Source organism: Phaeodactylibacter luteus, assembly GCF_007993045.1.
GTDB classification, from domain to species: Bacteria; Bacteroidota; Bacteroidia; order Chitinophagales; family Saprospiraceae; genus Phaeodactylibacter; species Phaeodactylibacter luteus.
Window position 1 is genome coordinate 89,371 of sequence record NZ_VOOR01000016.1, and the last position, 23,706, is coordinate 113,076.

General features: G+C 53.2%; 17 protein-coding genes. 6 read left to right on the top strand and 11 right to left on the bottom strand.

All coding sequences use genetic code 11. The features are described 5' to 3' along the window. Window positions 1-108: 108 nt before the first annotated feature. Window positions 109-897 carry an OmpA family protein gene (locus tag FRY97_RS09565; RefSeq protein WP_147167233.1) on the top strand — a complete coding sequence of 263 codons (789 nt, stop codon included), beginning with the start codon at window positions 109-111 and terminating at the stop codon, window positions 895-897. Window positions 898-913: 16 nt separating this feature from the next. Here FRY97_RS09565 and FRY97_RS09570 read toward each other — a convergent pair whose 3' ends face one another. Further along, on the bottom strand, window positions 914-1,342 hold the full coding sequence (locus FRY97_RS09570; RefSeq protein WP_147167235.1) for an NUDIX domain-containing protein: 429 nt from the start codon (window positions 1,340-1,342) through the stop codon (window positions 914-916). A 499-nt stretch (window positions 1,343-1,841) separates the two neighbouring features. Between FRY97_RS09570 and FRY97_RS09575 the strand changes: the two genes are divergently transcribed. From FRY97_RS09575 to FRY97_RS09585, 3 genes are all read left to right on the top strand, one after another. Beyond that, on the top strand, window positions 1,842-2,957 hold the full coding sequence (locus tag FRY97_RS09575) for a PLP-dependent cysteine synthase family protein (RefSeq protein WP_147167236.1): 1,116 nt from the start codon (window positions 1,842-1,844) through the stop codon (window positions 2,955-2,957). 138 nt (window positions 2,958-3,095) lie between these two features. Beyond that, on the top strand, window positions 3,096-4,439 hold the full coding sequence (locus FRY97_RS09580; RefSeq protein ID WP_147167237.1) for an ATP-binding protein: 1,344 nt from the start codon (window positions 3,096-3,098) through the stop codon (window positions 4,437-4,439). Beyond that, entirely contained in the window at window positions 4,439-5,686 is a 1,248-nt protein-coding gene (locus FRY97_RS09585; protein WP_147167239.1) for a tetratricopeptide repeat protein, read from the top strand. Before FRY97_RS09580 ends, FRY97_RS09585 begins: the two co-directional genes overlap by 1 nt. A gap of 288 nt (window positions 5,687-5,974) precedes the next feature. On the opposite strand, the gene FRY97_RS09590 is transcribed toward FRY97_RS09585, so the two are convergent. From FRY97_RS09590 to FRY97_RS09615, 6 genes are all read right to left on the bottom strand, one after another. Then, the gene (locus tag FRY97_RS09590; RefSeq protein ID WP_246141647.1) at window positions 5,975-6,580 is read right to left on the bottom strand and encodes a TrmH family RNA methyltransferase; all 606 of its coding nucleotides are present in this window, start codon (window positions 6,578-6,580) and stop codon (window positions 5,975-5,977) included. A 147-nt stretch (window positions 6,581-6,727) separates the two neighbouring features. Continuing rightward, window positions 6,728-8,230 carry an ABC transporter substrate-binding protein gene (locus tag FRY97_RS09595; protein ID WP_147167243.1) on the bottom strand — a complete coding sequence of 501 codons (1,503 nt, stop codon included), beginning with the start codon at window positions 8,228-8,230 and terminating at the stop codon, window positions 6,728-6,730. After that, window positions 8,187-9,740, bottom strand: coding sequence for a glutamine-hydrolyzing GMP synthase (gene guaA / locus FRY97_RS09600; protein WP_147167245.1), 1,554 nt, complete (start codon window positions 9,738-9,740; stop codon window positions 8,187-8,189). Before guaA ends, FRY97_RS09595 begins: the two co-directional genes overlap by 44 nt. A 120-nt stretch (window positions 9,741-9,860) precedes the next feature. Continuing rightward, on the bottom strand, window positions 9,861-10,796 hold the full coding sequence (gene nusB / locus FRY97_RS09605) for a transcription antitermination factor NusB (RefSeq protein WP_147167246.1): 936 nt from the start codon (window positions 10,794-10,796) through the stop codon (window positions 9,861-9,863). A 146-nt stretch (window positions 10,797-10,942) separates the two neighbouring features. Further along, on the bottom strand, window positions 10,943-12,553 hold the full coding sequence (locus FRY97_RS09610; protein ID WP_147167248.1) for a hypothetical protein: 1,611 nt from the start codon (window positions 12,551-12,553) through the stop codon (window positions 10,943-10,945). Beyond that, the gene (locus tag FRY97_RS09615; RefSeq protein ID WP_147167249.1) at window positions 12,550-13,101 is read right to left on the bottom strand and encodes a DUF1599 domain-containing protein; all 552 of its coding nucleotides are present in this window, start codon (window positions 13,099-13,101) and stop codon (window positions 12,550-12,552) included. Before FRY97_RS09615 ends, FRY97_RS09610 begins: the two co-directional genes overlap by 4 nt. Window positions 13,102-13,374: 273 nt before the next feature. On the opposite strand from FRY97_RS09615, the gene FRY97_RS09620 reads away from it, so the two are divergent. Further along, window positions 13,375-14,037: an IMPACT family protein gene (locus tag FRY97_RS09620; RefSeq protein ID WP_147167251.1), complete on the top strand. Its 663-nt coding sequence runs from the start codon at window positions 13,375-13,377 to the stop codon at window positions 14,035-14,037. 9 nt (window positions 14,038-14,046) lie between these two features. Here the strand turns inward: FRY97_RS09620 and FRY97_RS09625 are convergent, their stop codons facing one another. The 3 genes from FRY97_RS09625 to FRY97_RS09635 all read right to left on the bottom strand — a co-directional run bounded on the left by FRY97_RS09625 (window position 14,047) and on the right by FRY97_RS09635 (window position 19,770). Continuing rightward, window positions 14,047-15,987, bottom strand: a complete 1,941-nt coding sequence (locus FRY97_RS09625) for a S9 family peptidase (RefSeq protein WP_147167253.1) — start codon at window positions 15,985-15,987, stop codon at window positions 14,047-14,049. 774 nt (window positions 15,988-16,761) lie between these two features. Continuing rightward, window positions 16,762-18,567 carry a PKD domain-containing protein gene (locus FRY97_RS09630; protein ID WP_147167255.1) on the bottom strand — a complete coding sequence of 602 codons (1,806 nt, stop codon included), beginning with the start codon at window positions 18,565-18,567 and terminating at the stop codon, window positions 16,762-16,764. Between the two features lie 396 nt (window positions 18,568-18,963). Beyond that, window positions 18,964-19,770: a T9SS type A sorting domain-containing protein gene (locus FRY97_RS09635; protein WP_147167257.1), complete on the bottom strand. Its 807-nt coding sequence runs from the start codon at window positions 19,768-19,770 to the stop codon at window positions 18,964-18,966. Window positions 19,771-20,174: 404 nt separating this feature from the next. Here FRY97_RS09635 and FRY97_RS09640 point away from each other — a divergent pair, with 404 nt between their 5' ends. Beyond that, window positions 20,175-22,457, top strand: coding sequence for a TonB-dependent receptor (locus FRY97_RS09640; RefSeq protein ID WP_170254570.1), 2,283 nt, complete (start codon window positions 20,175-20,177; stop codon window positions 22,455-22,457). Between the two features lie 329 nt (window positions 22,458-22,786). On the opposite strand, the gene FRY97_RS09645 is transcribed toward FRY97_RS09640, so the two are convergent. After that, entirely contained in the window at window positions 22,787-23,143 is a 357-nt protein-coding gene (locus tag FRY97_RS09645) for a hypothetical protein (protein WP_147167261.1), read from the bottom strand. Between the last annotated feature and the right edge of the window lie 563 nt (window positions 23,144-23,706).

The following is a 23,706-nucleotide window of genomic DNA, read 5'->3' on the forward strand; positions in this document are numbered from 1 at the left end:
TGTAATACCCCGGCGCATCAAGCCTGATAAGCCGCTAAGGCGGCTTATTCACTAACCGCTCTTCCTGTCCGCAACTGGGAGGAGAGAAGGGCATAAATTCCTATTCGTATGAAAACACGGCTTTTGATCGGCGCACTTTGCAGCCTGTCCGTATTCCCTGCCTGCAACAAAGACAAAATCACTGGGCTGGAAAGGGAGGTCAAAGAAAAGGAAAAGCAGATTGAACAACTAGAAGCACAAGTACAACACCTTCAATTTACCAACAATAGCCTGTTGGACCGCATGTCAGACCTCTCAATTGTCAATAAAGAAGGGGCGGAAAGCATACGGCAGTCCTTGCAAAATATCAACCAGCAATATGCCTTCATTGAAGACCTGACCAACCGCATACAGGAGAAGGATTCCCTCAACTTGGCTTTGGTGATGAACCTCAAGCGCTCTCTGGACGATGTCAGGGATGAAGATGTCACTGTAGAAGTGCGTGGCGGGATGGTGCACGTTTCTATTTCAGACAAGCTGCTTTTTGAGTCGGGCAGTGCGACGGTGACCAGCCAAGCTCGATCGGTACTGGGCAAAGTGGCTACGGTGGTCAGCGACCATAAAGATTTGAACATTATGGTAGAAGGGCACACCGACGACATCCCGATTTCAGGGAGCTGTATGAAGGACAACTGGGACCTCAGCGTCAAGCGTGCTACAGCTGTGGTGAGGGTACTGGAGCAAGAGCATTATGTAGTGCCAAAGCGTATGATCGCTGCAGGGAGGTCGTCCTACCTGCCCAAGGCAGACAACGGGACACCGGAGGGGCGAAGCAAAAACCGCCGCACAGAAATTCTGATCATGCCACGCCTCGACCAATTCTTCCAATTGCTAGAGCCTGTAGCCGTAGCGGATTAAAGCACCTGAGGGGGGACTACCGCTTGAGGTACTCGGAATATAGATTGCCTTGCCGGTACTGCTGCAATACATGACGGACGGTGGAGGTCAGGTTTTTGGGCAAGCCGTCCAGATAAAACCATTCCACCTCCTTAAACTTATGCGTCTCCTTGGCTTGCAGCTCCCCTCCCCACTTGTAGGCTTTAAAATAGAGGACGAGCCGGTGGTCGTCGCCAATGGTTTTGTGAAGGACATGGACCAACTCCAAGTCGCGCTCCCGCAAGCGTACGCCTGCTTCTTCATAAGCTTCGCGCACTAAAGACTGGCGTGCAAACTCACGCGACTCTACCGTGCCGCCCACCAAGGTATAATTCCCTCCGTTTGGCTTTGTCTGCTTGAGGAGCAATATCCTGCCGCGATGATATAAAATGAGGCGAGCCTTTAAGCTGATCGTACCTGTGGGCATCCTATCTATGTGGTTATATGCGCAATACTTGAAGCCTATACACTGCCAATCAACTACTTAGCGGGCATCATTTTACGGGCTGAGGTATCTAGCCTGACGGATACCTCGGCCCCTCACCCTTCAAAACCCTAAATACCTGATTCGCAGCCTGCGCCAATCATCGAACATCCTTTAGTGCAATAAATTTTGGAGCTGCAAAATACGGCCTCTGTACTTGCTTTCCGGTATCAGGGTGAAAAAAATCACCGCCCCCCTTCCCCCAGATGCCAACCTAAACTGCCTGATTTTGTTTACCTTTGTATGACGACATTCGTATCGGGAATGTAAATCTGTATACAAAAGGCCGCCACTGGCCTGCAAAAACTTTTGTGCCAACACCCGCTTGACCTCCTCCCTGCCATGCACTGATCAGTGGGCAGCGTAGGTGGAATTCAAGTTCATCACATGAGCTTTGCTATACCTTCAAGACCGTAGCTACAGCTCAAAACTGATAGTTTATATGCGATACGAAAACGTTCTGGCGACTATCGGCAATACGCCCCTTATTCATCTAAGCCGAATTTCCAAAGATATTCCAGCTACTGTTTACGGTAAGGTTGAATCGTACAACCCGGGCCAGTCAGCAAAAGACAGGACTGCGCTTTTCATGGTAGAACAGGCTGAGCAGGAAGGGCTGATCAAGCCCGGCGATACCATAGTCGAAGCGACCTCCGGAAATACCGGCTACAGCCTCGCTATGATCTGCAGCTTGAAAGGATACCGCTGCGTGCTTACCGTATCGAGCAAAGCTTCTCAGGAAAAACTGTCTTTGCTCAAAGCCATGGGCGCAGAGGTGGTCGTATGCCCGGCAGATGCTGCCCCAGAAGACCCACGCTCTTACTACTCCCGCGCCAAACAGCTTTCTGAGGACATCCCCGGCGCATATTACCTGGCCCAAAATTTCAACCTCAACAACTCCAAAGCCCACTACAGCTCTACCGGCCCCGAAATCTGGGAACAGACCGAAGGGAAGATCACCCATTACGTGTGCTGTGCAGGTACCGGAGGGACACTTTCCGGCACAGCACGCTACCTCAAAGAGAAAAACCCTGATATTAAAATCATCGCGGTAGATGCCTATGGGTCTGTCCTCAAAAAATACTGGCAAACCGGGGAGTTTGATGAGAGCGAAATCTACCCCTATAAAGTGGAAGGGCTGGGCAAGACCATTATCCCGGGCAATGTCGCTTTTGACCTCATTGACGACTTTATCAAGGTGACCGACCGCAGCAGCGCTCACCGCGCGCGGCAGCTCGCCCGGCAGGAAGGGCTCCTCGTAGGCTATTCAAGCGGCTCGGCTATGCAGGCCGTCTTCCGTCTGAAGGAACAGCTCAAGCCGACGGATGTAGTGGTCGCTCTTTTCCCAGACCATGGCACCCGCTACCTTGGCAAGATTTACAACGATGAATGGATGCGGCAGCAGGGCTTTATGCAAATGGAGCCTCAAAATCAGCAGCACCCGGCTGCCAATCAGCATATGAACGAAGACTCCTACACCCGCTACCGTAAGATTTACCGTGCCTACCGTATGAAATACAAACGATACCTGCGCCAAACGCTGAAAAGCATGAGCTAGGCCGCAGTGGCCTACCCAACACTGCCGAGCGGGCATTAGCGGTTTGTGCTAATGCCCGCTTTTGCTTTCTTCCTCTTTTGCCCTTTCAAATCCCCACCCAAAGCCCTATCTTGCCCCAACCCAAAAATGCCTATATATATGGATGATATCCAACAACTACGCGAAGCGCTCAAAGGCTCACCTGACAACCTGCCCCTCCGTAAGTTCTTGGCGGCTGCCCTCATGAAGCAGGAGCGGTTGGAAGAAGCTGAAATGGAGTACAAATCGGCCCTGAAGCTAGCCCCGGACGACCGCGACCTGAAAATCGGGCTCGCAGATGCCTTCCGCGCTCAGCAGAAGACGGGCTCGGGCCTGGTCATCCTCGAAGAAATCCTGGACAGCAAACAGCCGCCCGCACGGGCATGGCTGGTTTATGCCAAACTGCTGCTACAGAGCGGGCAGCCCGTGCAGGCTAAAGAAGCTTATGACAATGCCATAGCCCTGGATAACGGCCTGCGCGATGCTTACCTCGAATCAGAGATCAACCTCAGCCAGCAAAAACCTTCCGGGCCCGAGCGCATCAAGCTCAGTGCTGGCTCCCCCAAAGACGACGGGCAGGCAGATGCAGCAGGGATCGATATCGAGCGCCCCGATATCACCTTCGGCGATGTCGGCGGCATGGAGCAGGTCAAGGAAGAGGTGCGCATGAAAATCATACACCCGCTCAAACACCCGGAAATTTACCAGGCTTATGGCAAAAAAATCGGTGGGGGCATCCTGCTTTATGGCCCTCCCGGCTGTGGGAAAACCCACCTCGCCAGGGCTACCGCCGGGGAAGTCAGCTCTAGTTTCATACCCGTCGGGATCAGCGACATCCTTGATATGTACATTGGGCAGAGCGAGCGCAACCTCCACAGTATTTTCGAAAAAGCCAGGAACAGCAAGCCTGCCGTCCTTTTTTTCGACGAAGTGGATGCACTTGGCGCAAGCCGGTCTGACATGCGGCACAGCGCTGCACGGAGCATCATCAATCAGTTTCTGGCAGAACTGGACGGCGTCTCCAACAATAACGAAGGGGTGCTCACCCTCGCCGCGACCAATGCCCCCTGGCACCTGGACAATGCATTCCGCCGCCCCGGGCGGTTCGACCGCATCATCTTTGTGCCCCCTCCCGATGAAGCGGCACGGGAAGCCATCCTCCGCCTTAAGCTGCAGGGAAAACCCGTTGAACCGCTCGACCTCAGCCGGCTCGCGCGCAAAACGGAAGGCTTCTCAGGGGCAGACCTGGAAGCTATCGTCGACCGGGCCATCGAAAGCAAGCTGGACGAAGCCATCCGCAAAGGGGCCCCTCAGCCCATTTCTGCTAAAGACTTAGAAGCGGCTGCCAAAAAACACCGCCCGACCACACGGGAGTGGTTCAGCACAGCCAAAAACTATGCGCTCTTTGCCAATGAGTCTGGGATTTATGACGACATACTGGACTACCTCAAGATCAACAAATAATGGATTACCACCTGGAGCGCGGCAAATTGCTGCTGGCGCAAAATCGCATACCTGAGGCCGAAGCTGAATTCAAACAGGCACTGGCCCAAGACCCTAACAATGGCCTCATCCTAGGCTGGCTGGCTGAATGCAGCTTGCTCAGCAAAAAGTTTAAAGAAGGCTTAGAACTGAGCGAACGGGCGCTTGGGCTGATGCCCGACTCCAACTTCATCCGCTACGCACTGGCTCGTGCCTACTTTTACAACCAACGCATTGCGGATGCGCGGCAGGCCGTTCGGCAGGCTCTGGAGCAAAACCCCAACGATGCAGATTTCTTCCTCCTCTTGGCACATATCGAGTTCCATCAATCTATGTGGGCCCCTGCCCTCAAGGCGGCCGAGCAAGGCTTAGCCCTTGACCCTGAAAACGTAGGCCTGATCAACATACGGACTCAGGCCCTGGTCAAACTCGACCGCAAAGCTGAAGCAGCACATACTGCCGATTTTGCCCTCCACAAATCACCAGAAGACAGTTACTCCCATGCCAACCGGGGATGGGTAGCTATAGAGCAAGGCGAATACAAAGCAGCTCAACAGCACTTCATGGAGGCCCTGCGCCTGAACCCCAACAGTGATTATGCCCAATCCGGGCTCAAAGAGTCGATCAAAGGGCAAAATGTGATCTACCGGGGCATGCTACGCTACTTCCTATGGGTTGCGAAAATGAATGAGCAAAACCGCTGGGCTTTCATCATAGGTGCTTATGTAGCCTACCGCTTAGTGCTCGCCCTCGCAGATAACTTCCCGGCACTGTCCCCATTCCTTTACCCGATCGTTGGCTTTTACATCCTCTTTGCCCTTTCTTCCTGGATCGCAGTCCCCCTGTCCAATCTTTTCCTGCGCCTCCACCCTATTGGCAAACATGCGCTCAGCGATGATGAGCGCTTGGCCTCCAACCTGGCAGGCGGAGTGCTTGGCGCCGCATTGGCATGCCTTGCCGGCTTTCTGCTGACCCAGTCCTCGGCACTGCTGCTGATTTCCGTGATACTCGGGCTGCTGCTTGTGCCTACAGGCGGCGCTTTTAGCGTAGAGCCTGGCACCAAAGCCCGGAAAAGCCTGTTGGCATACGGCGGCCTGCTCGCCATTTGTGGCATCATCGGAGTATTCTGGCCCCAAGGCAGCTGGTTTTTAATCGTCTTTGGCATCGGGATTTTTGCTTATGGCTGGGTAGCCAATTACCTAATAGGGCAGGATGCCAAGGCGTTCTAAGGAGTCCGTTACATGCCAAGCTCCAATGTGGGGTAGTGTTGATGGCTTTTAAAAGCCTCCCCCTAGGGGATAAAAACCGCCCCTCTATAGCCGTTTTTGTGGGGCCTGCCCCTGCCCAACGGCAGGTGCCGCTATGCTCCGGGGCTCGCTATCCGCTCGGCCCTATCGGGCTTGCCACCCCTGCGCAGCGCTAGGCCAATGCCATCTTACTGGCTCGAAGCTGGCTATGCGCCCAACCATAGGGCAACTAGCTGCAGCTTGCAAGCCCACAACGATCACCCCAAAACATCAAGGCTGCTTGGGCCGGACGAACTTGTTGTAGTTCTTCCTCGTATGGCGCTCCAGGTAAGCCTCCTGCAGGGCATCACGCTCAGAGGCAGAAAGAAGATTGCCGGCGCCGTACATATCCGCCGCACGGCGCTGCCGGAGTGCCTCATATAAGGTCACTGCACAAGCTACCGATATATTCAAGCTTTGCACCATCCCCATTTGAGGGATAATAAAGTTGCCCGTGGCATGGGCGAGGGACTCTCCCGACACCCCATCGTGCTCATTGCCAAACAAGAGCGCAACAGACCCCGTGAAATCTATATCGTACAAATCAACTGCTGCCTCGCCCAGATGAGTAGCCCAAATATGCTCATAATTGGATTTCACATGTTTGAAACAGGCCTCTACATCATGGTACATATGGATATCAAGCCACTTTCGCGCGCCTGAACTGGCGTTCCGCCCGATTTCGATGCGGTTGTGCGCCAAATCTGGCGCAGTATACAAGATAAAAACCTCACGTATGCCTACCGAATCGCACGAGCGCAAAACGGCCCCTATATTGTGGGGGTCATGTACATTTTCTAGTATTACAGTAAGATTGGGCTGCCGGCGGGCAGCCACTGAGAGTAGACGTGATTTTCTTTCTGGCCTCAAAACAGACAAATAACCTTAACAATAAGCACAGGGGCTTTATTGCCCCTATCCGCTTAGACAAAATAAATGCAGAGCGCCCTTGGCATCCGGATGCCCGAAGCCAATGCCTAACCCTTATTCGTACGCCGCCTGAAAACGATAATCCTCAAACCTCAAGATGTTGACATGCTTGTTCTCAAACCGCTGTATCGGAGGGTTTTCCACCCCGGTAGTCGTCGCTTCGACCACCCGCTCAAAATCGAACCGCGTGTGTAGCGCTTGCTGCGGCTCCTTCTCCAGCATATACTGAAACTTGGTGCCATACTGCTGCAGCATTCTGCCAAAGTAGGCTGCAATATCATACCCCAAGTAGGCTTCGCTGCCCGGAAGGACACCATAGCGGTCAAAAAAACGGTTGCGGAAGAAAGCCACATCTGTATCGTAGGCATCAAGGTACGTATCGCTGCTGATATGTACGCTGAGGTCTTCATACAAATCAAAATCAATGCGCTCGTACTGCTGCCACTGCGGCATACCATATACTACAATATGCGCCCCAGTCGTGCTCATCATGAGCTTAGCCTGGCTCAGGAAAGCGTAAATGAAGGTTTCATTAGACCAAGAAGGAAGGATGAACACCGTCGTATCCCCTTCTGAGAGGTAGGGCTCAAGCGCGATATCGCTGAAGCCAGAGCTCCCCTCCACCCCATCATCTTTCACCACCATTTCTTTGAGCATCAGGGTATCAGCCCGGCGGCCTTCGAGGCGGAAGTTTTCCTCCTGGAAATAAGCGAAACGTGCTTTTTCCGCTTCCTTGTCACGGGCTACCAAAACCAAGCTAGCGCGGCCAAACCTGTCCCTTGCGTGCCGGGTAATAGCCTGACAGTGAGAAGCCAGCGTTGGGCTCACCTGCAAGTAATTGGGGTTGGTTGCTGTAATCCGGGAAGAGGCACTATGGGGAGAGACATAAGTGATGTTATTGCGCCGTGCAAACTCCGCCAGCAGCTCCACGTTATCGCTACGGTAAGCCCCGATGAGGAGGTGAGCATTAAAGAGCTCCGTCCGTTTGCTGAGCTGCCCAGATAAGACCTGAGGGCTAGCCTCTGTGTCAATGACCTGCACGTTCAGCTTAACCCCTTCCTCTTCCAGCTCGTCAAAGGCCATTTGCATGCCGCCATAAAAATTGAGCGCCCAAGCAGAATTCCTGAAAATCTCTTCGCTTTCCGGGTTAAAGCGGTCAGAGAGGAAAGGGAGCATTACCCCTACGTTGTAAGCCGTATAGAAAGCCGTGCCATAATCTCCGCGGCGGATCAGCTCTGAAGGGTTCCCCACCGCATTTTCATCTACCAACGGAGCAGTAGATAAGATGGGCTGAATGCTATCGGTAGGGATCAGCTTCCAACGGATAGTATCCATGCTCTCCACCGGTGTTTCCTCTACTACAATCAGCGTCCCTGTCTCCGGGTCGTAGATTTTACGCCCAGGCAGCGGGTCCAGCTCTTCGCCGATTTCCTCCGGCTTGCTATCGGATTCTGCCTTGCGGAAAAGCGAACAAGAGGAGATGAAAGCGCTCAGGAGCAAGAGCAGCAGGAGCTTATTCCCATTCAATCGTGGAAGGCGGCTTAGTGCTGATATCATAGACAACGCGGTTTATTCCTTTTACATTATTAATGATTTCACTGGAAACAGTAGCCAGGAAATCGTGCGGCAAGCGGCTCCACTCGGCCGTCATCCCATCCCTGGAATCAACGGCACGCAGCGCAACAGTCTTTTCATAGGTCCGTTCATCGCCCATTACACCTACCGATTGGACCGGCAGCAGGATAGTGCCAGCCTGCCATACTTGGTCGTACAAGCCGAATTTACGAAGATTGTTGATATATATCGCATCTGCTTCCTGAAGCATGGCCACCTTCTCAGGGGTAATGTCCCCCAAAATCCGGATACCCAGGCCCGGCCCGGGGAAAGGATGGCGCCCCAAAATGTTTTTAGGCACATTCAGTTCCGCCCCTACTTTGCGCACCTCATCCTTGAAGAGCATGCGCAGCGGTTCTGTAATGCGGAGGTCCAGCTTTTCAGGCAGCCCGCCTACATTATGGTGTGACTTAATGGTGACCGAAGGCCCATGCACAGAAACTGATTCGATAACATCAGGGTAAATCGTCCCCTGCCCCAGCCATTTAATGGCACGGTCCTCTGCTTCCAGCTTTTTGGCCTCTTGCTCAAATACCTCAATGAATACCCGCCCTATCACCTTTCGTTTGCCCTCAGGGTCAGATATTCCGGCCAGCTCGCGATAAAACTGCGCTTTGGCATCTACCCCAACGACGCGCAAGCCCATATCCTTGTACGAATGCAGTACTTCTTCAAATTCATCTTTGCGCAGCAGCCCATTGTCCACAAAAATGCAGATCAGGTTATCCCCAATCGCTTCGTGCAGCAAGGAGGCCGCCACGGTAGAGTCTACCCCTCCCGAAAGCCCCATGATGACGTGGTCGCCGCCAAGCTGCGCTTTGAGCTCCTCTACGGTCTCTTCCACAAACGCAGCCGGTGTCCAGCTGCCTTCGCATCCGGCTATGCCGATCACGAAGTTCTCTAAAACCTCCTTGCCATGTAAGCTATGAGTGACCTCAGGGTGGAACTGAATACAGTACACCGGTTGATCGAAGGCCCCTTCCCGAGATTTGTACGCCGCCACATCCACGTGGGCCGTGCCCGCCAGCAGCTCAAAATCTTCTGGTATCTCCATGATGGTGTCCCCATGAGACATCCATACTTGCGAGCCTTGCGGCACCCCTTGCAGGAAAGGGTCTTCTTGGTAAATGCGGCTGAGCTCAGCCTTGCCGTATTCCCGCTTAAGTGAGCGCTCTACCTTGCCGCCCAGCTGCTGCGCAATGTATTGTGCGCCATAACAAATGCCCAAAACAGGGCGCTTGCCGATCAGCTGCCCCAGATCCGTTTGCAAAGCATTGGCATCCGTTACTGAAAACGGGCTGCCGGAAAGGATTATACCTTTGATGGAATCGTCCAGCTCAGGGATTTTGTTGAAGGGTACGATCTCACTGTAGACATTCAGCTCCCGGATGCGCCGTGCAATGAGCTGAGTGTACTGAGACCCGAAGTCGAGGATGAGGATTTTTTCATTCATGGCGCAAAGATAGCAAGTAAGCACGAAAACCAGCCGCTGCACCCCCTATGGATAAACCTAAAAAAACGAGCGCCTGCCTTCTTTGGGGCAAGCGCTCGTCTTTTTCGTGAAATGGACAGGCTATCCCTTTAGCCCACGCCCCTCTTTCTTGATTTTCCCAGCTTCCTCCAGCTGCTTCATCAACCGGTCAAGGATGCCATTGATGAAATCTTTGCTCTTATCGGTAGAGTATAGCTTTGAAATCTCTACAAACTCATTGAGGGTGACCTTGGTCGGGATCGAGGGGAAGCTTGTTAGCTCACAGACCGCCATCTTTAGCAAAATCATATCAATGACAGCGACGCGGTCTACATCCCAATTCCGCAGGGTAGGCTCTATGAGCGCCAGCAGATCTGTATCTTCTTCAATGACTTGCCGTAGCAGCTCCTCTCCAAAGTCTTCGACAGTCTCCCCTGTAGGCTTGTGCTCTAGGTAGAACCCCGAGTCGGCCGGCAAGGCTTTCAGGGTCTTCTTTACCGCACCGACCACAAGCGACTCATCGTCTATCCAATTCGAAAAGTTATCTTCCAGGAAATCGTTGTAGGCTTCGTTGTTGACCAGCAGCTTGAACAGCAAGAGCAGCATTTCAATATGGTCCTGATCTGCAAATGTAGTTTGGCGGCTGTACTGCTTGTACTCTTCTGTTTTTACCAGCTCTTGGTAAAACAGGCGGATGTTGTCCTGTTCCATGCGGTTTTTGAGCTTCCGCCGGCGGAACAGGTCGTTCAGCCCTTCATTTTGGGAAAGGGAGAGGATGGCAGGGTTTTCAGCCAAAACAGCGGTGAAGCTTTTGTCTTGGTCGCTGGGCAGCAGTTTGGCCATTTTCTTGGCCTTATCATGATTGGCATATTCAGCTGTACGGATCAGGCTCAACAAGGTAAAAAGGTACAAATCGTACGATTTCTCGATGCTCAGCCGGTACCGGCGAATCACATCCTCCACTACCAAGGTCTTGTCCTGGCTCATGGAGTACAGCATCTGCATTACTTTAATGCGGATATTCCTTCTACTCAGCATATTTCAATATTCCCTTTAAACAGCAGTCATCCGCTGCATGCCGGGGCACTGCAATCATGCAGGCAGCCCCAACAGGTGCAAATATACACGCCCAGGCACGGAATGCAAATTTTTCCTAAAAATCCTGCCCACTGCCTGCTTTTGCCTTACTGCATAAACTGTGCCTTTATTTCAGCATAAGACGGCAGCTTGCTGTAGTGCCATTTTTGGATGACCTTGCCATTTTTCAACAGCACCACGCCAGGATTGGAGCGCACAATCGTCTTGAGCAGGATATCGTCGCCGGTATAGAAGGGGTAGCTGCTGCCTGTAGCCGCCTTAAATTGCTCCAGCTTTTCGGGCGACGCAAAGCTAGTGGCTGCAAAAACACGGAAGCCCTCCTCTGTAGCAGAGGCCATGACCGGGTTGACCACCTCTGTCCAAGGCTTCAAGTATTTGTCTTTCCATATATAGGTCGTGCGCTCTACCTGCCGCTTATCTACACGGTCTACACGCTGCATCAGCTTAATGGTATCTGCTACGGCTACGGTATCTACCACATACACCGTATCCGAAAGCATCTCTGTAGAGACCTCTTCCCTATCCGTGTAAAGCTTGTAAGCCACGATCATAAAGCTGTACTCTGGGTTGTGGAGCAGCTCATACGTCACATCGCCCCCATCCGGGCCTCCAGAGAGCTCAAAATCGCTGATTTTGGTGCGCTCTACAACCTGCGTGACGGTATCGCCTTCTGCGCCCCACATCGATGCGAGATAAGCGGCCAGCTCTTGCTCAAAATCTTCCCCCTCTGCGCTAGGCACCATATAGCCATTGCTAGTTCTGACAAGGTTGACCGCCGGCTTGGCTTTCACTTGCTCATAGTCCCACTCCTCTTTAGGATAGCTTTTATAGTTTTCCAAAAACTGGGCGGTAGGCATTTCTTCCACTTCGCCTGTAGCCTTGTTGGTCACCTTGTAGGCAACGACTTCTGCGTTGTTCTCCGCCAAGTCCTCCAACTGCTTTTCCAAACGGATATTGGCATCCACATGGAATGGCCGGAAATCGGTGTGCGGGAGGTCCCACATGTAGTTGCTGAAGGAGTATAACGTCAAAGCGGCAATGCTCAGCAGCACGATGCTAATGCGGGCGGCTTTGCTGAACAGCTGATGCTTTTGTTTGAAAAACAAGACGAACAAAGTGGCAGGCACCATGAGGAAGACGTCTTTGAAAAAGGATACCTTAGGCTCAAGCTTGATAAAGTCGCCGAAACAGCCGCAGTCCGTCACTTTCATATTGGTCGCCACATAAGGCCCCCAATCTGCAAACTGGAAAAAGTTGACCCCAGCTGGAACGTAGCCGGTGAGATAAGTAAAGCCGGTCAGGAAAGTAAAAAACAAGACCAACAGGAAAAATGCCCAGGCAGTAAACTTGCGGGAGGAGCCAACGAGGAGCATAATGCCCAATACGATCTCAAAGACGATCATAAAGACTGAAAAGCCGATAGACATTTCTGCCAGCTTAGGGAACAGGGGCGCAAGGAAATTGAACCAAGTGCCGGCAAAGGTCGATTCGAACTCTGCAAAGTACTGCTCCATTTTGTAAGCTGTGCCCAAAGGGTCCACCGCTTTTACCCAGCCAGAGAAAACAAATAACGCCCCACAAAAATTCTGCAGGAAGCTGATGCCCCAATTGTTGACTCTTTTCGTGCCCAGCCCCATCAGCAGGGTGAGCAAAAGTGCAACTATAGCAACGGAAATAACAAGTGTACCAAGCGTCATAAGTCAGATCTTTTTTCAATCAGTTTGATGCGTGCAAAAATAGCATAATTGATGATGTCCTGATAGTTGGCTGCTATCCCTTCTGAAACCAAAGTTTGGCCTGCATGATCCTCTATCTGCCTTACGCGTAAGAGTTTTTGCAAAATCAGGTCCGTTATGGAGCCTAGGCGCATATCCCGCCACGCCTCCCCGTAATCGTGGTTTTTGGCTGCCAACAGCGCTCTTACCGCTTCCAGTTCCTGATCATACAGCGCAAGGGCTGCTTCGGGGGCCAGCTCCAAAGGGGCGCCTTCCGGCAAATGCAACTGCACAAGAGCCATAAGGCTATAGTTGATCAGCCCGGTGTAATCATCAACGATGTCATCCGCCACCTTTTGCTCCCCTTTCTCCTCTATGCTGCGGATGCGCTTCGCTTTGATATAGAGCTGATCGGTAAGGGAAGCCGGCCTAAGGATGCGCCATGCAGTGCCATAATCCCGGGTCTTAGCAGCAAAAAGCTCCCGGCACTCTGTGGTGATAACATCAAAATACTCCAGTGTGGTTGTCACGGTGGGTACTGTTTTTTTTTGCAAAGATAGCCCGGGGCAGCCGAATTCACACCACCAGAAGCTGGCAACCTCTGCTACCTGCAAAGATTATATCCTGCTGCTGCATTCCATGTTAAATGCTCGCCAAATAAGTGTTAACGAAGCTTGAACACGGCTATGCTTTGGAGCAGGCACCTGGCCCCTCCCTAAAAATCCCGGCCAGGCCCTGCATTTTCGGAAGCGGTACATATCTTTAGGCTTTATTTTTTAACCAATGCCAATCCTGCCCACTCTATGGCTGAACCTAAAGATACCTATCAGACGCTGGCCGGGCCGGCCAGCAGCGAATTCAGAGACCGGGGCAGCAAATTCCTCGGGTATGTGTCCCCTGCTTATTCAGAGGAAGACTGGAAAGGGCAGCTGGAGCAGGTCCGGAAGGAACATCCTAAAGCCCGCCATCACTGTTATGCTTTCCGCTTAGGCTTAGACCAGAACAACTTCCGGGCCAACGATGATGGGGAGCCTAGCGGCACCGCAGGAAGGCCCATACTTGGGCAGATCGACAGCTTCGGGCTGACCTACACCATGGCCATCGTGGTACGCTACTTTGGGGGCACCCTGCTCGGCACCTCCGGCCTCATCAATGCTTACCGGGAGGCTACCGCCCTGGCCCTGAGCCAAGCGCAGATCATCAATCGTACCGTAGAAGAGGTGTACCGCCTTTCCTTTGACTATACCCTGATGGGCAACGTCATGAGCAGCATTGAAGGGCTCAAGCTGAATATGACTGGCCAACATTTCGAAGAAACTGCGGCCGTAGACCTTGCTATACGGCGGAGCGAGGTGAAAGGGACACTGCTGCGGCTCAAGGCCGCTATAGGGGAGCTCTATCTGGAAGAAGTAGAGGAAGAAACCTCCATACCTGGCTTAGAAATCGAGTGGCGCAAAACGATTTGACGCCTGCCCCTACCCTTGCGCTACGGTACCTTGCCTGGCAGCTATCTCGAGTTTTTCTCCCGAAGGCAGCAAAAAGGTTTGTAGAAACAGTGCAACGGCCTGGTTGAAGGCGTCCCGGTTCGTTTTTTTGCGGAAGCCATGCCCCTCATCCCGTGCCAACATATACCAAGCTTCTCCGCCGCTCGAACGGATAGCTTTCAAAATCTGTTCCGCTTCGCTTGCTGGCACCCTGGGGTCATTCTGCCCCTGCACAATCAACATCGGTTTAGTGATCCGGTGCGCATGGCTGGTTGGCGAAATCTCCTCCAGATGGCGACGCATATCCGGGTCGCGTTCATCGCCATACTCCACTCGCCTCAGGTCCCGGCGGTAAGGCTTCGTATTTTCCAGGAAAGTCACGAAATTGCTGATGCCTACAACATCCACCCCACAGCTCAACCGGTCGCCATAATGGATCATGCTTGCCAAGACCATATAGCCGCCATAGGAGCCGCCCATCACCGCTACCCTGCTCGTATCAAGCTCCGGCTGCTGCCCAATCCAATCGAGCAGTGCCCCAATATCGCGCACGCTGTCCTCTCTTCGGTAGCCATTGTCCAGCTCTAGGTAGCGCTTGCCATAGCCTGAAGAGCCCCTCACATTGGGGGCGATCACAGCCAGGCCCAGCTCCGCCATATAATATTGAAAAGTAGGCAGGAAACCAGGGCGGAACTGGCTCTCCGGCCCACCGTGAATGTAAATGAGCACAGGCAGTGGCGCTGTGGCATCTTGCCCTGGCCTGAAGTAGAAAGCAGGGATCTTCCGAGGGCTCCCACCTGCCTTATCAAATGTAGGGTAAGTAATCAGCTCTGGCTCTGGCACGAGCGATGGCTGAGCGGCTGCGGTAGTGGCGTTAGTCCACTGTGTACATTCCCCATTCCGGGCATCCAAAACAAAAACATTTGCTGGGAGCGTGGGTAAGTCTAAAGTCAGGGCCAGCTCGGGGCGCTCAGGGTGCCATTTCATATTCCGGATAACCCCTCCTGGCAGCTGCTCTATAGCCCGATAAGACCTTGTGCTTCGGCAATACAGATATAGGCGGGAATAACCGTGTACATTAGCGACAAAAGCAGCCTCCTCTCCTGTAGGCGCCACCGCCACCCGCTCTATCTCCCAGGGCAGGTCGCCAGTAAGCCGTTCTGCCTGGCCGGTTTCTGGGCTGAATGTCCAGAGCTCGCGCCAGTCGTTCTCTGCGTCGCTTGTAAAATAAAGCAGCCCGCCATCGGCCGACCAATACCCCTCCCGGCAGGAGATGCCCGGGCCTGACTGTACGGACTGCAATTCGCCTGTATCTACATCGAGGAGATGCAGTGCGCTCTCCTGGGCAGATTTATAATGCAAGACCGTAGCCCATTGGCCATTCGGCGACCAAGCTACCGGGTACCAATATCCCCGGGCAGCAAAGGCCAGCTGCCATTCTTTTGTCGATAAATCGTAGCGGTAAATGTCCTGATCTCTGCCGTTGCGCATGGTGCTGCTGAACAAAAAGAAGCGGCCGTCAGGGCTCCATACCGGATTGCCGTGCTTGGAAATGCCGTCGGTAAGGCAGGTGGGCGCACCTCCGGCAAGCGGCTGCAGATAAAATTGAAACGCTTCGTCACCCCCATTGTCCTTAGACAACAAGGCTTCACCAGGAGAGGCCCCTGGCCGGACGATAGCCGCTGAGACCGGCTCGGAGAAATACGTAAGCTGTTCACAATGCCCTCCTGCCTTTTGCAATTGGTATAGCTGAGCGGATTCGCCCGAGCGGGTAGACACCAAAAGCCCCCTGCCATCGGGGAGCCAATCAGCAAAGCTGTATTCCCGGCTCTCTTGATATAGCCTTAACTTTTGGGTAAGGGATGCAGGTACCTGAGGGATGTTTTCCAGTAGCAAGTTGCCTATTACCCGTTTCTGATTCTGAACTGTCATAAATCTGTATTCACAACAGCGATGGGATATTCCAGACGCTGATGACCGCTTTCCTGGAAACTTTTTCACAGCTGCCAACTCCAAGCTTTTAGAGCTTGTTTGGAGCGGCTCCGCATTGAAAATCAATTTTTTATGCCCGTATGCTGTGCCAGCATAGCTGGCAAGGCCTTGGCGGAGTCACTAAATTTGAGTTTAGCGGGCTAAATGAAAATTTAGTGAGGAAGCCGGGTTCATATAACGTTGATCTCCAACAGGAACAAACTCCAAATCTGCTCTTGCTGTATGGCTAGCCCTGAACAATAGGACACAGCGGGAAACCGCGCTTCAGCGCAGATACTGGGATTATGACTGAGGGCGAGCGGGCATCACAGCCAGGTATGCGCTGACATGGCCTGCTCCGCTTTGTGCATTTTTTGGCAAAAGCCTGCTTTTGCAATAAGCCTAAACAACAAAAGTACAACTATTTCGAATACTATTCCACCAATCGCAGCAAATCCAACAATACAGGAAGTGCCTTGAAGCGCACCGTAGCACGCTCCAAGGGTCGCAAAACAAAATGTCGCAGCCGTTTTATGCTTTTCGGGCTTTAGCCTGGCATTGGCCTAGCGCTGCGCAGGGGTGGCAAGCCCGACAGGGCCGAGCGGATAGCGAGCCCCGGAGCATAGCGGCACCTGCCCTCACGGCAGGGGCAGGCCCCACATCCTCACGGCAGGGGCAAGCCCAAACAACGACAATCTGATTGGCGCCTGCTCCAAGGCACTGCCCGTCAGCATTTTAAAACAGGCTGAACGGCAAGCGGTACAGCGGGCCCTGAACCGGCTGCAGCAGCAGTACATAGAATCCCGGGGCTTCAGGGATAAAAGGCAACAGCAGGTCTCCTGCCGATACTTGCTCAAAGGCTGTATGGCTAAGGCGGCGGCCACTAGCGTCAAGCACTGTCAAGCCCAGCTCCCCTTCAAACGCATGCCTCAGATAAAGCCCAGCCGCCGAGCGGCCAGGATTGGGGTATAAGACAGGGGCAGCCACATCTTCTGCTCTGACATCCGTGAGCGGCTTGCAGTCCGGAAAATCTGGGTCATAAGTTTGAGCCTGAGCGTAGCTCCGGCTACAGCCACTGCTCAAGTCGGTAAGGACCAGCTCGTAAGTGCCAGACTCGCTGATGCAGTACGCCTCTTCCGTTGCACCGGGCAGCGGGCTGCCATCCTGCCACCACTGTAGGCTATACCATTGTGGCAAAGGGGTGCTGCCAAGCAGGGTAAGCAGGTTCTGCTCGTTTTCAAAGACAGGGAAGGCCGGCAGGGGTGCGAAGCTCATGCCTAGTGCAGCCGACCAGGCCGAACAGCCAAAAACGTTGGCCACTTGCAACTGATAACTGCCGCTTTCGCCTACCAGCAGCTCAGGAAAGGTAGCTCCGGGCAAAGCCATGCTGTCCCTATACCACTGCATCTCAAAAGCGGGCTCCGAAGTGAGCAGCAGGCTGTCCCCTTCACAAAGCCCCCCTGTAGGGATACCGTCCAAGACTGGCACTGCAGGGACCGGGAAAACTTCTACCTGGCCAAAAGAACGGATGGTATCTACCGGGTGCAAAATAACTGGCGATATCACAGAGCCTCCGCCGGTCAGCAGGCCGCTGCTGTTTTGCGTAAGCAAAAACTCCCCGCACAAATCGTCGGCCCCATCCAGCCCCTGATCATCATCAATCAGCCGGACGGTGTAGGTGCCCGGCTCTAAAAAAATATCCGGCTCGTACACTACTGGCAAGTTCGCATTTTGTATGTCTGGCGAAGAAAAGATACGGGTGCCCTCTGGGTTGTAAATCTCGAGCACCAAGTCTGGCGCGCCACCAAAAATATCGTTGCAGTTGGCTTCCGTGACGGTTACCTGCGTGAGCAAATGGCCGAAGGTATCAATAATGGCCTGGTAGCTGATGTTGTAAATGCCTGGCACGTCGTATTCTTGAGCGGGAGGGTTTTCCGATGTTGCAGCCTGGCCATTGCCGAAGTTCCATTCATAGGAATACCCCTCCTGCCCGCCTGAAGGGAGATTGTTCGTAAAGGAAGCGGTCACGGACCCACAGCCTGATACGTTATCGATCGTAAAACCCTCTGCAACGGCCTGCCCTGGCAAAATCAGTATAGGCACCCGGATGGAAGAGGAACGGGTGGCAAAAAGCACCTGTGCCTCAATGAGGACCTGTACTTCATAATAGCCGGGGATGAGGGGCGTGCCACAAAAGCGCACACAGCCATCTGTTTCGTTATCCACCTCAAATTCAAGCTGGCTCGCCTCCCACTCCAAGCCGGGGGGCACATTGGTGACCGAAGTGATGGTGATGGTAGAAATAGGCAGCCCTGCCGGCGTCTCCGGGTCAGAAGCATTGACCGGGGTCGTCGTTTTGGGCATACGGAAGGAAAGGTCTTCAGCATAATATGCCCCAGCCTGCCCGTCGGGGGCAGCCGTGAGGAATATCGTATCTGTAGGCAGCCCTTGTGGAAGATTGGTGGCACAGCCCGGGCAAGAGGCGTGGGCCAGGGCCAGCGCAGTGGCCCACAAAATGATAGTCGTAATGATGGATTTCATAACTTCTGATTTTCCCTGGCACAGGGGCCAGGCCTGATTAAACAACGCCCTTCCCCTCACAGTCGCAAGGGGGAAGGCCAAATCCAATACGGTCGTCATCAGGGTGTCGGAGCGGGGCTATGTTGCTGCAGGGTGTGTAAGCAGCGCCCCGCTCCTATCAGAAAGGCTAAGAGGTTAGCCAAAGGCTGGAGATCAAATGATTCAGTTGCTATTCGGAAGTGTGGTAGTGTTGCTTAGCGCTTTTTTTAGCGTGGTTTCGCCACTAAAATCAAGGGCTTATGCCCCTAGGCTCTAACGATGTCACTAAACTTGAGTTTAGCGTGCTAAATGAAATTTCAGGGAGGAAGCTAAGTTCATCAAGCGTGGATTTGCAATAGGAACGGGCTCCCAACCTGCTTACCTGTTAATGATCATTTTGCTCGTGACAGCAGACCGGCCGTCTGTCACCCCATAAATATACAAGCCTTCCGGCAGATTGCTGCCATCAAACTCCAATTGATTCAGGCCAGAGAAAAGATTAACGGTGCGGGCATGTACCTTTTGCCCCAGCATATCAGCCACAAAAAACTGATAATCGCCAGTGCGGGCCACCTCCATCTCAATCTGTGCCAAGGTGCCGAACGGGTTGGGGCGGCTGCTCAACTGAATGCCAAGCGGCGCTGCTTCCCAGGTACTGACCAATAGGCAATTGTCAAATCCTTCCTCCCGGATGTTCAGGTAATAATGAGAATTTGGCTCAAGGTTCTCTGGCAGGACAATATCCAAGTTGATGCCTATGGCCGTCTGTATCTGTGCCAAAATGGACAAATCATGAACGCCCTGATCCTCTGCTGTTGGCGTGCCGTAAATCAGGATACAGCCGGATGAATCGGCCTCAAAAAGGCAATCGGGCGGGTTGCAGACGTAGTCCATGCTAGATGGCAGCTCGTTAATGCCATTTTCAGCAGGTACCTGCACGGCGTTCAGCGGCACTTGTACCCCGTTGAGGTCGTACACGCTCGGGATATTAAAGGTAAAAGCAAACTCGAAATAACTGCCCACACAGGCCGTGTCGGCAATACCAGCCTCTGGCCGCTCCATCTCGTTGTATGGAAGGGGCGAGACTACCACAGAATCAGGCACATTCTCATTGGGTGCACAATCTTGCGCCTGCAGGCTTCCGAGCGCCATAAATGCTAGTGTGAATAATGCAACTTTCTTCATAAAATCAGTTTTTTTGGGAATACATTTGATGTGCCGAAGTTAGAAAACTTTTGGTAATCGCCTCCAGATTTCCACTATGGCCCGCCAGCCAGCTTACAAAGATAGCACGGCAACCCCTACCCGCGCCAAAAGAAAAACAGCCTATAAACACCTAAAAACCAATGCCAAAGCACCCCACTCCCCTTAAACATCATCCTTCAGGGGTACAGGTTTACGATATTATTCCCTAATTTTGGCAGGCAACTCCTACTTCGTCCCACCTCACCAAAGCACCCTTAGATTTCCTCCCTCTTGCTGCGCTTCCTGCTGAGCGCCATACCGTCTCTCCTAAAGCCGGCGGGCAAAGCTGCTGCACGACAGGGGCAAATCAACCAGCTATTTCTATAAACCTAATGCTGCAGATCATGCAAAAACTAATCCTTGTATTGTTAGGCGCCCTGATTTCGTTTGGTGCCGCCGCACAGCTCACCCCCGTCAGTGGCACCGTAAAAGACGCCGTGACCGGTGAGCCCCTTATCGGGGCAACCATCCTCTTAGGCGAAACGGGCAGCATCACTAATTTTGATGGGACTTTCGAGCTCATGCAGCCGCAAGGGGCATTCAGCATTACCGTACGCTATGTGGGCTACGCCGCTTATACTGAAGAGGTGCGCATAGGAGAGCAGCCGCTCTCTGGCCTGGACATTAGCCTACAGCCACAAGCTACTGTACTTGAGACCGCCACCGTCACAAGCGGGAAATACCAGAAGCCACTTAGCGAAGTCACTGTATCCCTTGAAGTGCTGCAGCCACAGCTTATAGAAAATACCGGCAAAATCACCTTAGACGAAGCACTGGAGAAAATCCCAGGCGTCACCATCATCGACGGGCAAGCCAACATCCGTGGCGGTTCGGGGTACTCACAGGGGGCTGGCAGCAGGGTCTTGCTATTGGTTGACGACATCCCCATCCTCAGCGCGGACGCAGGCTTCCCCAACTGGGACGATGTGCCTGTAGAAAACCTGGCACAAGTAGAAATCGTAAAAGGTGCAGCCTCCGCCCTCTACGGCTCCGCTGCACTCAATGGGATCATCAACGTGCGCACCGCCTACGCCAAGTCGCAGCCCGAAACTGAAGCAGCCATTTTCAATACCCACTTCTTCAGCCCGGAAGATGAGCGCTTGAAATGGTGGGACCGAGCCCCTTCTACCGTTGGCGCAAGCCTCGCGCACCGGCGAAAAATAGGCAAGCTAGACCTCGTCCTCGGCGGCTACTACCTCAATGAAGACAGCTACAACAAAGACAGCTACAAACGTACAGGAAGGCTCAATTTCAGCACCCGTTACCGTGCTACCGAGCGCCTTACCCTAGGCCTGAACGGCAATTTCAACGCCGGCGAAACCGCCTCCTTCTTTTATTGGGCTGCAGATACCGCCGCCTACGTTGGCGCACCTTCCACCTACGCTACCCGTACCCGCCTACGCTTCAACATAGACCCCACCCTGACCTACTATGACCGTGGCAACAACCGCCACCGCATCCTCAGCCGGTTCTACAATATTGACAATGACAATGACAACAATCAGGGCAATTCCTCTGATATGTACTATGCAGAGTACCAATTCCAACGGCGGATGGCCAGCAAAGACCTCGTCTTCACTGCCGGCCTCGTCGCCTCCGGCACAGATATCGAAGCAGAGCTCTATGGGGATACCACTTTCACTTCCCGCAACTTGGCTGCCTACGCTCAGCTCGACAAAAAGTTCTGGGGCAAACTCAACGCTTCTTTTGGCATCAGGTACGAGGACAACCTCCTGCGCAACCCTGGGTTTGAATACGATGGCGGCACTGTAGCCCCTAGCGATGAGCAGGAAGCCAAGCCTGTTGCCCGGCTTGGGCTAAATTACCAAGCCTTGAAAGCCACTTTCCTCCGGGCCAGCATCGGACAGGGGTACCGATACCCTACCGTTGCCGAAAAATATATTGTCACCGATGCTGGTGCCATCCGCATTGTGCCCAACCCCTCCCTACAGTCAGAGACCGGCTGGACGGCAGAGCTGGGGGTCAAACAAGGGTTCAGGCTGGGGCAGTTCGAAGGTTTCCTCGATCTTGCGCTCTTCCGTTCACGCTATGCAGATATGATGGAATTCAACATCGTTGGGCTCAGCTTCCAGGCCATCAATATTGGGGATACCCAAATCGACGGCTTCGAGCTCACCGCTGCAGGCCGGGGCAATATCGGGCCTATACCATTCAGCCTTCTGGCCGGCTATACCTTCACAGACCCCCGCTTCGTACAATTTGACAACACCCCATCGCAGGCAGGCCAAACCCCTACGCAAGGGCAGATCAATGCCAATAATTCTTCCCTTGATGACAACCTCCTCAAGTACCGGTCGCGGCACCTCTTCAAAGCAGACCTCGAGGCCACCTTCGGGAAAGCTAAAATTGGCATAGAGGGGTTCTACAACAGTCAGATCGAAGCCATTGATGCTGCTTTTTTCCTCATCGTCCGAGGGCTCTCCGACTTCCGGGCAGCCAATACCAAAGGGTTTACCGTCATCAATCTCCGCGGCAGCTATCAGCTCACCCCTTGGGCCAAAGCCTCCCTCCTGCTCAACAATATCGCCAATGAGCAGTACAGCACACGCCCCGGCCTGCTCGAAGCCCCACGGAACCTGACCTTCCGCCTGGACTTTGATTTTTGATATTTATGGGCGCACCCTGCCGCCGGCTATCCCCGGCAGCAGGGCCGCTACGCTACCGGGTTCGCTATCCGCTCAGCCCTGCGGGCCAAGCCCGTCCGCATCGCTCGCGCGGGCAATGCTGTACCTACAAATATCATCAGGAGCAATGAAGAAAATCAGAACCCGCACATACAGGAACCCTTAGCTTGATACCCTAACCATCAATCACAAGCCATGTTAGGGACCAACACACTCTTATTGGGATTTGCAGCGCTCATCGTTATCATCCCTGTTCTGAAAGGGCTGATCCGCTCCGACCACCTTGGGTAGCGCCCTTCATTGCCATACCCCTACCCAACAGGGGCACTCCAATCGAAAGCAATGATCCGGCTCTTTACGCCCGGCGTGAGCTGATGCACAATACTTGGCCCGGAAAGCAATGCCAATTTCGAGTTCGTCCATTGTGCGATATCCGATACAGGGCAGTGCCAGCCCACGTCCTCCCCTACAAAGGGGTCTATGAGGATCAGTTCTGGAAGGAAATGCTTTGCAGCCTGTCGGCACGCTTTGATATTGGCCGCAACCTGTACAAGGGGCACCACCTTGAATGCCCTTAGAATGTTCTCTACCGCAACATCCGAAACCAGCCGGTTGGCAGTGACAATCAGTATCTTTTGATAATACTCCTTCGTTTGCTCTCCGCTCATGGGCAGCAAGTTTTTCCCCTTAGCTCTAAGACTATACCGGAGGCAAGAGGCCTTTCGGACAGCCAAAGGGCCAAGGGCTAGTGTTGTACATATTTGTTTACGCACCCTGCTGTATGCAAGGGCAAGCCTGCTTACAGGCGCTTTCTGTCTCAGGAACATTTGACCATGATCCTGCTGCAACAACAGTGTTTGAAGGAGCTATTCATATTTGCCTGATGCAAGCACAGAGCTTACACGCAATAACACAGGCAAGACGGCTTACAAAAAAGCAGGCCTATAATTGAGGCCATAAGATACTACCACATTTGCATTTATTCAACCCTGCTGCACTCAGCTACCCAAAACCACAAAGGCGTTGTGAGAACGGATTCTCACAACGCCTTCTTGTGGTTTTGATGAGCTAAACCTTAAGCAGGCTTAACCCTCAAAAGTCTATTTTCGATTACTCCGTAGCAATCATCTGCTTGGTGCCCATGTACTCACCTGCCGCAACGGTGTACTGAAGTACGCCCGTTGGCAGTGAGGCACGGTCGAGCACTACGCTGTTGTAGCCTTTCACGCCT